The sequence below is a fragment of the Stenotrophomonas sp. Ste86 genome, from assembly GCF_024519465.1.
Taxonomy (GTDB): Bacteria; Pseudomonadota; Gammaproteobacteria; order Xanthomonadales; family Xanthomonadaceae; genus Stenotrophomonas.
The window spans coordinates 258,859-269,989 of the sequence record NZ_JALJRW010000004.1 but is presented as its reverse complement, the minus strand read 5'-3'; the positions used below and the strand labels follow the sequence as shown (position 1 = coordinate 269,989).

The 11,131-nt window shown below is 68.0% G+C and carries 9 protein-coding genes; all 9 read left to right on the top strand.

What is annotated here, in order from left to right; genetic code table 11:
- The first annotated feature begins 195 nt into the window (after positions 1 to 195).
- The 9 genes from prmB (at position 196) to NR101_RS06430 (ending at position 11,033) form a co-directional block, all read left to right on the top strand.
- Positions 196 to 1,125: a 50S ribosomal protein L3 N(5)-glutamine methyltransferase gene (prmB, locus tag NR101_RS06470; protein WP_256774613.1), complete on the top strand. Its 930-nt coding sequence runs from the start codon at positions 196 to 198 to the stop codon at positions 1,123 to 1,125.
- Positions 1,122 to 2,225 (top strand): chorismate synthase, encoded by a 1,104-nt coding sequence (aroC, locus tag NR101_RS06465; RefSeq protein ID WP_256774614.1) that lies wholly within the window; start codon positions 1,122 to 1,124, stop codon positions 2,223 to 2,225. Before prmB ends, aroC begins: the two co-directional genes overlap by 4 nt.
- Positions 2,218 to 3,273, top strand: coding sequence for a D-glycerate dehydrogenase (locus NR101_RS06460; protein ID WP_256774615.1), 1,056 nt, complete (start codon positions 2,218 to 2,220; stop codon positions 3,271 to 3,273). Before aroC ends, NR101_RS06460 begins: the two co-directional genes overlap by 8 nt.
- A gap of 171 nt (positions 3,274 to 3,444) precedes the next feature.
- The gene (locus NR101_RS06455) at positions 3,445 to 4,470 is read left to right on the top strand and encodes an aspartate-semialdehyde dehydrogenase (protein WP_256774616.1); all 1,026 of its coding nucleotides are present in this window, start codon (positions 3,445 to 3,447) and stop codon (positions 4,468 to 4,470) included.
- An 87-nt stretch (positions 4,471 to 4,557) separates the two neighbouring features.
- Complete coding sequence (locus tag NR101_RS06450) at positions 4,558 to 6,582, top strand: FimV/HubP family polar landmark protein (protein WP_256774617.1); 2,025 nt, start codon at positions 4,558 to 4,560, stop codon at positions 6,580 to 6,582.
- A 103-nt stretch (positions 6,583 to 6,685) separates the two neighbouring features.
- Positions 6,686 to 7,459, top strand: a complete 774-nt coding sequence (truA, locus tag NR101_RS06445; RefSeq protein ID WP_256774618.1) for a tRNA pseudouridine(38-40) synthase TruA — start codon at positions 6,686 to 6,688, stop codon at positions 7,457 to 7,459.
- Positions 7,456 to 8,112, top strand: a complete 657-nt coding sequence (locus tag NR101_RS06440) for a phosphoribosylanthranilate isomerase (RefSeq protein WP_256774619.1) — start codon at positions 7,456 to 7,458, stop codon at positions 8,110 to 8,112. Before truA ends, NR101_RS06440 begins: the two co-directional genes overlap by 4 nt.
- A 222-nt stretch (positions 8,113 to 8,334) precedes the next feature.
- Positions 8,335 to 9,015 carry a hypothetical protein gene (locus NR101_RS06435; protein WP_256774620.1) on the top strand — a complete coding sequence of 227 codons (681 nt, stop codon included), beginning with the start codon at positions 8,335 to 8,337 and terminating at the stop codon, positions 9,013 to 9,015.
- Positions 9,012 to 11,033, top strand: coding sequence for a hypothetical protein (locus NR101_RS06430; RefSeq protein WP_256774621.1), 2,022 nt, complete (start codon positions 9,012 to 9,014; stop codon positions 11,031 to 11,033). The genes NR101_RS06435 and NR101_RS06430 overlap by 4 nt, the downstream gene beginning before the upstream one ends.
- Positions 11,034 to 11,131 lie beyond the last annotated feature (98 nt).

The window sequence follows — 11,131 nt, the reverse complement described above, 5'->3', positions numbered from 1 at the left end:
ACTTGCAGCGTGCCCCGCCAACCCACCCCCACCGACCCGGCCAGCAGACAACACGGCACCGCCGTGGACGTTGACCTTGACCCTGCTTCAGGTCTCCAATGCCCCAACCCCCAACACAACCACTTTCGACTGCAACGGATGCCGGGGGGCATGGGGTCGCCTATAATCGGGGGCCACTTTGTCTGTTGCCTTGCCATGACTGCCGAAACGGCCGCCGAACTCCATACGATCATCGACCTGATCCGCTACGGCACCAGCCGTTTCAACGCCGCCGGGCTGACCTTCGGGCACAGCTACGACAACGCCCTGGACGAAGCCACCCAGCTGGTCCTGCACAGCCTGCACCTGCCGCACGACCTCGGCCCGGCCTACGGCGCCGCGCGCGTGACCACCCCGGAGAAGGCCGAGGTCCTGGCCCTGTTCGAACGCCGCATCACCGAACGCCTCCCGGCCGCCTACCTCACCGGTGAAGCCTGGTTCGCCGGCCTCAGCTTCAAGAGCGACAGCCGCGCCCTCGTGCCGCGCTCGCCCATCGCCGAACTCATCGAAACCGGTTTCGAGCCGTGGCTCGCCGGCCGCGATGTCCATCGCGCCCTCGACCTGTGCACCGGCTCGGGCTGCATCGCCATCGCCATGGGCCACTACTACCCCAACTGGGAAGTGGACGGCGTGGACCTCAGCGACGACGCCCTGGCGCTGGCGCATGAGAACAAGGAACGCCTGCAGGCGCACAACGTCACCCTGCTCAAGTCCGACCTGTTCAACGGCCTCACCGGCCGCCATTACGACCTCATCGTCACCAACCCGCCCTACGTCACCAATGACGAAACCGATGCCCTGCCGAAGGAATACTCCTACGAGCCGGAAATGGGCCTGCGTGCGGGTGATGATGGCCTGGACCTGGTGCTCAAGATCCTGCGCGACGCCCCGCTGCACCTCAGCGAAGACGGTCTGCTGATCTGCGAAGTGGGCGAATCCGAGCAGCACCTGATCAAGCTGCTGCCGGAAGTCGATTTTGCCTGGGTCGAATTCAAGGTTGGCCAGATGGGCATCTTCGCCGTCGAATGCCGTGAACTGATCGCCCACAGCGCCCGCATCACCGAACTGGCAGCGCAGCGGCCGTGAGTTCCAACAGCTTCGGCAGACTGCTGACCGTCACCACCTTCGGCGAATCGCACGGTCCGGCGATCGGCTGCGTGATCGATGGCTGCCCGCCGGGGCTGGACATCACTGCCGACGAATTCGCCCACGACCTGCAGCGCCGCGCCACCGGCAAGAGCCGGCACACCTCGGCGCGACGCGAGACCGACGATATCGAGATCCTGTCCGGCGTGTACGAAGGGCGTACCACCGGCACCCCGATCGCGCTGCTGATCTGCAACACCGACCAGCGCAGCAAGGACTACACCAACATCGCCCAGCAGTTCCGCCCGGGCCACGCCGACTACAGCTACTGGCAGAAGTACGGCATCCGCGACCCGCGCGGTGGCGGCCGCTCGTCCGCGCGCGAAACCACCATGCGCGTGGCTGCGGGCGTCATTGCCAAGAAGTGGCTGCAGCAGCGCTTCGGTGTGACCGTGCGCGGCTACCTTTCGCAGCTGGGCGAGATCACCCCGACCGGGCACGACTGGTCGGCGGTGGAAGACAACCCGTTCTTCTGGCCGGTCGCCGAACAGGTGCCGGCGCTGGAGAGCTACATGGATGCGCTGCGCAAGTCCGGTGACTCGGTTGGCGCGCGCGTCAACGTGGTCGCCGATGGCGTGCCGCCGGGCTGGGGCGAGCCGATCTACGGCAAGCTAGACGGCGAACTGGCCGCCGCGCTGATGAGCATCAACGCGGTCAAGGGCGTGGAGATCGGCGACGGCTTTGCCAGCGTCACCCAGCGGGGCACCGAACACCGCGACCTGATCACCCCCGAGGGCTTTGCCAGCAACCATGCCGGTGGCATCCTCGGTGGCATCTCCACCGGCCAGCAGGTCACCGCCTCGATCGTGCTCAAGCCGACCTCCAGCCTGCGCCTGCCCGGCGCGACCGTGGACGCCGACGGCAACGCGGTCGAGGTGATCACCACCGGTCGCCACGATCCCTGCGTGGGCATCCGCGCCACGCCCATCGCCGAGGCGATGATGGCGCTGGTGCTGATGGACCAGGCGCTGCGCCACCGCGCCCAGTGTGGCGATGTCGGCGACATCACCCCGCGCATTCCGGGCACGGTCGATGGTTGATCGGCGTCCCCGGGTCTGGGTCAGCCAGCCGCTGTTCGATGACGTCGTCGAACAGCTCGGGCAGCATGTCGACCTGGACATGGCCGCCGAGGTCACCCGCTACACGCCGCAGCAGCTGGCCGAGCGGCTGGCAGGCGTGGACGGCGCGCTGATCACCCTCAACGAACGCATCGGCGCGGCCGAGATTGCCAATGCGCCGCAGCTGCGCGCGATCGCCAACGTCGGCGTCGGCTACAACAACCTGGATGTCGAGGCGCTCAGTGCCGCCGGTATCCTCGCCAGCAATACCCCGGACGTGTTGACCGAAACCACCGCCGACCTCGGCTTCGCGCTGCTGATGGCCACCGCCCGGCGCATCACCGAGTCCGAACGCTGGCTGCGCGAGGGCCAGTGGGGCCAGTGGTCGTTCCAGACCATGCTCGGCGCCGACATCCACGGCAGCACGTTGGGCATCCTGGGCATGGGCCGGATCGGGCAGGGCATCGCCCGGCGCGGTGCGCTCGGCTTCGGCATGCGCGTGCTGTACCACAACCGCTCGCGGCTGCCCGAGGCCACCGAGGCCGAGGTCGGCGCGCAGTACGTGGACCTGGAGACCCTGCTCACCCAGGTCGACCACCTGGTACTGGTGCTGCCCTACAACGCCTCCTCGCACCACATCATCGATGCGGACGCGCTGGCGAAAATGAAGCCGAGCGCCACCCTGGTCAACATCGCCCGCGGTGGCATCGTCGACGAGCTCGCGCTGGCCAATGCCCTGGCCAACGGTCGCCTGGCAGCGGCCGGGCTGGACGTGTTCGAAGGCGAGCCCACGGTACGCCCGGAACTGCTGGCCCTGCACAACATCGTGCTGACCCCGCATATCGGCAGTGCCAGCCGGGCCACGCGCCGGGCGATGGTGCAGCTGGCGGTGGACAACCTGACCGCCGCGCTGGGCCTCGGCCCGCATGCCGGCAACCCGCCGAGCGCGATCAACGCCGACGCCGTGAAAGCCGCCGTTGCCGGCGGCGCGACCGTGGGCGCCAAAAACATCGACGACGCAAAACGATAGGGAACCTCCGCGACCAGCAGGCGAGGTTCCCCGAACCCAGCGCGTGGCAGGTACCAACCGTCGGTTGGCACACCCCTTTCAAATTCCGGTAGGTATCAACCGTTGGTTGGTACACATCCCCAAAGCACGGTAGCTGCCGACCGCAGGTCGGCACCCCAACAAGAGGTTCTCATGAACAATCCAGATCGTCGTTTCCACGTCGCCGTCGTCGGTGCCACCGGTGCTGTCGGCGAAACCATGCTGGCCATCCTGGCCGAGCGCAACTTCCCGATCGCCACGCTGAGCCTGCTCGCGTCCTCGCGTTCGGCCGGTGGCGAAATCGACTTCCAGGGCGACAAGATCAAGGTCCAGGACCTGGCCGACTTCGACCCGACCGGCGTGGACATCGCGCTGTTCTCCGCAGGTGGCAGCGTGTCCAAGGAGTTCGGCCCGAAGTTCGCCGCCGCCGGTGCGGTGGTGATCGACAACTCCTCGGCGTTCCGTTACGACGATGACGTGCCGCTGGTGGTCTCCGAAGTGAACCCCGATGCGCTGAAGCACCGCCCGCGCGGGATCATCGCCAACCCGAACTGCTCGACCATGCAGATGCTGGTCGCGCTCGCCCCGCTGCACCGCCAGTACGGCATCATGCGCATCAACGTGGCCACCTACCAGTCGGTGTCCGGTGGCGGGCGTTCGGCGCTGGAAGAACTCGGCAAGCAGACCGGCCAGCTGCTCAGCTTCCAGCAGATCGACCCGCAGCGCTTCCCGGTGCAGATCGCCTTCAACCTGATCCCGCACATCGACGACTTCCTGGACAACGGCTTCACCAAGGAAGAGATGAAGCTGGTCTGGGAAACCCGCAAGATCCTTGGCGATGACAGCATCCTGGTGAACCCCACCGCGGTGCGCGTGCCGGTGTTCTACGGCCACTCCGAAGCGGTCACCATCGAAACCCGCGACAAGGTCACCCCGGAAGCCGCGCGCGAACTGCTGTCGCGCTCGCCCGGCGTGGAAGTGGTCGACAAGCACGAAGCCGGCGGTTACCCGACCCCGGTCACCCACGCCTCGGGCAACGATGCGGTATATGTCGGCCGGATTCGCGAGGATCTCTCGCACCCGCGCGGCCTGAACCTGTGGATCGTGTCGGACAACATCCGCAAGGGCGCCGCCCTCAACGCCGTGCAGTTGGCCGAACTGGTCGCCGCCGAAGGCTGATCGCGCAGTGCCGATGGCATGGGGATGCCATCGGCCGCTGCAATTGAACCATCGCCGATCACGGGGGGAGCCGTTATATTGGCCGCCATGAACAACCGGGCTCCGGGCGCATTGCGCCCGCTCAAGTATGTGTCCACGCTGCTGCTGGCCCTGGCCAGTAGCTCCGCCATGGCCCTGGGGCTGGGCGATATCCGGGTGCTGTCCAAGCCCGGCCAGCCGTTGCTGGCCGAAATTCCGGTGATTTCGGCCGATCCGGCCGAGCTGCAGAACCTGCGCGTGGCCCTGGCCTCGCCGGTCACCTTCGCGCGGGTCGGGCTGGAACGCCCGGCCGGGCTGGTCAGTGAGCTGCAGTTCGAGCTCACCCAGAACGCGCAGGGGCGGGCGGTGGTGCGGGTCAGCACGCAGGCCCCGGTCACCACGCCCTCGCTGAACTTCCTGATCGAAGCCGATTGGGGCCAGGGCCGCCTGGTCCGCGAATACTCCGCCCTGGTCGATGCGCCCAACAGCGCGTTGGCCGTGGCCGAACCGGAGATCGTCGCCCCGGCCGGCGCGATGTCCAACGCCATCGTGCGCGAGCCCGATCCGGTGCCGACGGCTGAGCCGGCCACACCGGTTGCAGCCGCCCCCACCCCGTCGCGCGCCGTGCCGGTGCCGCCGCGCAACAGCGCCCCGCGCGCGCCTGCACCCGCACCGGCACCCGCGCCCGCAAGCGTGGCCGCCGATGGCAGCATCACCGTGCAGCGCGGCCAGACGCTGTCGCAGATTGCCGACAGCGTGGCGCGCGGGCAGGGCATCAACCGCAACCAGGCGATGATTGCGCTGCTGCGCGCCAATCCCGATGCCTTCATCCGTGGCAACGTGAACCTGCTCAAGCAGGGCGCGGTGCTGCGCAGCCCCGCCGGTGACAACGCCGCGCCGATCGACGCCAATGAAGCGGCGGCGATCGTGCGCGAGCATGCCGCGCAATGGCGCCAGTCGCGTGCAGCGATCCCGCAGCCGGCCAGCAGCGGCGTGGCCGCCAGCCCCGGCCCGGCCACGGCGCCGGCCGCTGCCGGCGGTGCACGGCTGGAGATCGCCCCGGCGGTCGCCGCCACCGACAACAATGCAGGGACAACCACCGGCACCGCTGCCGGTAGTGAGGGTGACATGCTGGGCAACGAACAACTGCGTCAGGCCAAGGAAGATGTCGCCACCCGCGATGCCGAAATCCAGGAGCTGCGCGGCCGCGTGGCCGAACTCGAAAAACTGGAGAAGCAGCAGCAGTCGCTGATCGCGATGAAGGACAGCGACCTGGCCGCGGCCCAGCAGCGCCTGGGCCAGGCCCCGGCTGCGCGCGAGGCCGGCGGTGCGGGCTGGTACTGGCTGGGGTTGGCGGTGCTGTTGCTGGTCGTAGCCGGCTGGGCCGTGGCCCGTCGCCGCAAGCCGTCACCCTTGCCGCCGTTGCGTCGCGACGGACTGGATGCCACCGCCTTGGCGGCGGCGGTGCCCGCGACCGATTACGTCGACGAACTGGCTGCGCAGCAGGAGCCGCACGATGCCGATCCGGTCGAGGACGTCACCGAGGACTACGCAACGCCGCCGGGGTATGTGCTTGATGGTGGACGCCGCGAGCCGGTGTTCAGTCTCGAGCCTGAGCCGGGTTACCGCGCCGCCGCCGTTGATACGGTGGACGGCGTGGACCGCGATATCACCGTCGTCGATGACGTCATCACCGACCCGGACCCCCGCAGCTACGCTGCCGCCGATCTCGATAGTCCGGTCGATCCGACGCCGGTGCACGCGCTGGAGGCCGCCGCGCAGCCCGCGTTCCGCGGCGTGTTCGAATTCCCCGACGACGGCAACGCGGCCGCCGACGCCCGTGTCGACACCCACCCTGACACCGACACCGACACCGCTCACGATGCCCTCGCACCGTTCGACGTCGGCACCGGCAGCGACCTCGACAGCAGCCACGGCGTACCGGCCGCCGGTCGCGATCGCCTGGAACTGGCGATCGCCTACCTGGACCTGGGCGATGCCGAAACCGCGCGCACCCTGCTGCAGGACGTGGTCGCCGCAGCCGATCCGCACAGCCAGGCGCAGGCGCGCGAGCTGCTGGCGCGGCTGGGATGAGCGCGACCGGTTGAGGTCGCTGGCGGTGTGGGCCGCACGCGACCCGGCCTGAGATTACGACCGGTCGCTCCCGCGCCGGTCCCCGATGCAACAGAGGTTGAGCATGCGTTACGCACTGGGCGTGGAGTACGACGGCAGTGAATACAAGGGCTGGCAGCAGCTGGGCGAAAGCGGTTGCCCCAGCGTGCAGGCCAGCCTGCAGGAGGCGTTGTCATCGGTGGCCGACGCCCCGATCAAGGTCACCTGCGCCGGCCGTACCGATGCCGGCGTGCATGGGCAATGCCAGGTGGTGCACTTCGACACCGACGTCGCCCGTGATCCACGCGGATGGACCTTGGGCACCACCACCCGCCTGCCGCGTTCGATCGCGGTGCGCTGGTGCGTGCCGGTGGCCGAGGATTTCCACGCGCGTTTCTCAGCGCGGGCCCGGCGCTACCGCTACCGCCTGCTCAACCGCCAGGTACGCCCGGCGCTGCACCGGCAGACCCTGAGCTGGGAGCGACGGCCGCTGGACGCCGGGCGGATGCATGCGGCGGCGCAGGCGCTGCTGGGCGAAAACGACTTCAGCGCCTTCCGCAGCATCCAGTGCGAGGCCCTGCATGCCCGCCGCGAGCTGCAGGCGATCAGCGTCCGGCGCGAGGACGAGGTGGTGGAGGTCTGCGTTCAGGCCAATGCATTCCTTCATCACATGGTGCGCAATATCGTCGGTTCACTGATCCTGGTCGGATCCGGGGACAAACCGGTGTCGTGGATGGGCGAGCTGCTGGCTGGCCAGGACCGCACCGTGGCCGGGCCGACTGCACCGCCGCAGGGATTGGTGTTCGTTGGACCCTTGTACCCCGACAACTGGCAACTGCCCGCCGAGGTCACTTTATGAGCCGCTCTTTCTATCGCACCCGTATCAAGTTCTGCGGCATGACCCGCGCTGGCGATGTTCGCCTGGCGGGGGAGCTGGGCGTGGACGCGGTCGGCTTCATTTTCGCCCGTGAGAGCAAGCGCCGGGTCGCCCCGGCCGAGGCGCGGGCGATGCGGCAGGCGATCGCGCCGATGGTCGATGTGGTGGCGTTGTTCCGCGACAACAGCAAGGAAGAGGTGCGCGAAGTGCTGCGTACCGTGCGTCCGACCCTGCTGCAGTTCCATGGCGAGGAAGACGAGTCGTTCTGCCGCAGCTTCAACATGCCCTACCTGAAGGCCGTGGCGATGGGCGGCCGCGATGAGGTCAACGCGCGCCAGCTGCAACTGCGTTACCCGAGCGCGGCCGGCTTCCTGTTCGACAGCCACGCGCCCGGCGGCGGCGGCGGTACGGGCGTGGCCTTCGACTGGACCCGCCTGCCCACCGGCCTGCACCGGCCGTTCCTGCTCGCCGGCGGGATCACCCCGGACAACGTGTTCGACGCGATCGTGGCGACCCTGCCGTGGGGCGTGGACGTATCCAGCGGCATCGAGTCCGAGCCGGGCATCAAGGACGGCTACAAGATGCGCAAGTTCGTCGAGGAAGTCCGCCGCGCGGACTGCCACGAAGCTGATTGAGCCGTACCGGCCGACCTGTCGTCGGCCCGGGGGCCTTTGCCGACACCCTTTTTACCTGCTGCGCAACGCGTAGCGGCGTTGCTATGGGCGCACCGCCAAATTTCACGTAGCATCGACAGGACATGGCGCGGCTGGGACGGCGCGTAGACGGGCACGCCGGAGCGCGCGCCCACAGGAGGCAGCCGGGGGAAAGGTCGGCCGCCATCGCAAGGAAGACACGGAATGAACGAGTTCCTCACTGTCGCGTTGACGTTCCCCACGCTGCCTTACAGCATCGTGCTGGCGTTCGCCGTGCTGTACTGGCTGCTGGCCGCGTGCGGCATGGTCGATGACGCCATCGCCCACGACGGCATGGACCTACACCTGGGCGATGACGGCCTGCACGGTATCTCCGGCATGTTTTCGCGGCTCGGCCTCGGCGGCGCGCCGGTGATGCTGGTGATCGCGCTGCTGGCCTTCTTCGGGTGGACCGCCACCTATTTCGTGCATCTGTTCCTGCTGCAGTCATTGCCGACGCCGTTGCGGTGGCTGGCGGGCAGCGTTACCGCCGTACTTGCGCTGATTCCCGCCGTGCCGCTCAGCGTGATCGTGCTGCGCCCGATCCGACGCCTGCTGCTGCGCCTGCGCCCGGTCGCGCAGGCCTCGCTGCTGGGCCGTGTCGGCGTGGTTGCCTCGCCGCAGGTCACTGCCGGCAGCGGCTACGCCAACGTCGATGACGGCGGCGCCGGCCTCATCCTGCAGGTGCGTTCGCGTGAGGGCGCCACCCTGGCGCGCGGCGAGCGCGTGGTGCTGCTGGACTACGTGGCCGAACACAACCATTACCTGGTGGTGCGTGAAAACGACCACCCCGCGCTTTCCATCCAAGACAGCCTGATCCCGGGCGATAAGGAGATCCACCGATGAGTTTTGCGACCTTGGCCCCGTTCGTGATCGGGGTCGGCATCCTGCTGGTCCTCCTGCTTGGCCTCGCCGGGCTGTTCAAGGCGTTCTATCGCAAGGTGGACCAGGGCGTGGCCCTGATCGTCAACGACATGAGTTCCCAGCCGAAGGTGCACTTCACCGGTGCGCTGATCATACCGGTGTTGTACCGCGCCGAGCTGATGCGGATCAGCCTGATCACCCTGCAGATCGACCGCCGCGGCAAGGAAGGCCTGATCTGCCGCGACAACATGCGCGCCGACATCGCCGTGGCCTTCTACCTGCGCGTCAACGAAACCCAGGCCGACGTGCTGCGCGTGGCCAAGGCCATCGGCGCCGATCGCGCCTCGGACAAGCACGCGGTCGATGAGCTGTTCAACGCCAAGTTCTCCGAAGCGCTGAAGACGGTCGGCAAGAAATTCGAGTTCACCGAACTGTTCGAGAAGCGCCAGGAATTCCGCGACGAGATCATCGCGGTGATCGGCAACGACCTCAACGGCTACGCGCTGGAAGACGTGGCCATCGATTACCTGGAGCAGACCCCGAAGCTGCTGCTGGACCAGAACAACATCCTCGACGCCCAGGGCATCCGCAAGATCACCGAACTCACCGCCACCCACAACGTGGTGACCAACGAGCTCGAACAGAACGAAAAGCTGGCCATTACCAAGAAGAACGTCGAGGCGCGCGAAGCGCTGCTGGCGCTGGAGCGCCAGCAGGCCGAGGCCGAAGCACGGCAGAAGCGCGAGATCGATACCATCCGCGCCCGCGAGGAAGCCGAGACCGCCAAGGTCCAGGAAGAACAGCGCCAGCTGTCCGAACAGGCCCGCATCGAAGCGCAGGAAGTGATCGAAATCCGCGAGCAGAACCGCATGCGTGAAGTCGAAGTGGCCGAGCAGAACCGCCAGCGCGCGGTGGCCATCGAATCCGAGCGGGTCGAGCGCGCGCGTCAGCTGGAGCAGGTCACCACCCAGCGCGAAGTGCAGCTGCAGGGCGTGGAGCGCGACAAGGTGGTCGAGTCCGGCAAGATGGACGTGGCCAACATCACCCGCGAGCGCATCGCCATCGACAAGACCGTGGCGCAGGAAGAAGAGCGCATCAAGGAAGTGCGTGAAGTTTCCGAGGCCGACCGCCAGAAGCAGGTGCTGATCCTTGAAGCCGAAGGCAAGGCCCAGGAACTGCTGGTGCGCCAGGTCAAGGAAGCGCAGGCTGGCGAGACCGCCGCCAAGCACCGCGCGGTGGAAATCACCACGCTGGCCCAGGCCGAGCACGAGGCGGCCGGCAAGCAGGCCGAAGCCAAGCGCCTGCTGGCCGACGGTACCCGCGCCGAACAGGCCGCCCCCGGACTGGCCGAGGCACAGGTGCGCGAAGCGTCGGCACTGGCCATCGAAAAGGTCGGCATCGCCGAGGCCCGCGTGATCGAAGCCAAGGCCGATGCCAACCTCAAGCAGGGCACCAACGAGGCCCGCGTGCTCGCCGAGAACCTGCAGGCCCAGGCCCAGGGTGAAGAGCAGATGGGCCGCGCCCGTGCCAGCGCGACCGAGTCGCTCGGTGGCGCCGAAGCCGGCGTGGTGCAGAAGAAGCTGCTCGCCGAGGCCGAGGGCCTGGTCCGCAAGTTCGAGGCGATCGCCTCGCTCAGCGACACCGCGCGCGGTCATGAAGAGTTCCGCATGATGCTCGACAACAGCCTCACCCAGGCCCTGGCGTCCATCGAAGCCGGCAAGGAAGTCTCGCGCGAAAACGCCGGCGTCATCGCCAGCGCGCTGCGCAATGCCGACATCGACCTGGTCGGCGGCGACGGCGGCATGTTCGAGAACCTGATCAAGGCCGTCTCGCTGGGCAAGTCCATCGAAGGCCTGGCCGGCAAGAGCCCGATCGTGCAGGACCTGATGCAGCGCTACCTCGGCGTGACCCCGCGCGAACAAGCGCCGCGGCAGATCCCTGAAGAGGTGGTCGACGCGACGCCCACGGTCGTGACCGCAGACGTGGTCGAAACCCGCTGAGTCAGCGGTATCGGAGCGTCGCCCGAGAAGGCGCGCTCCGCCCCCGGCGGTGGCGTTGATGCCGCCGCCACGCCATCCCCGGCCGGCTCGCCCGGCCG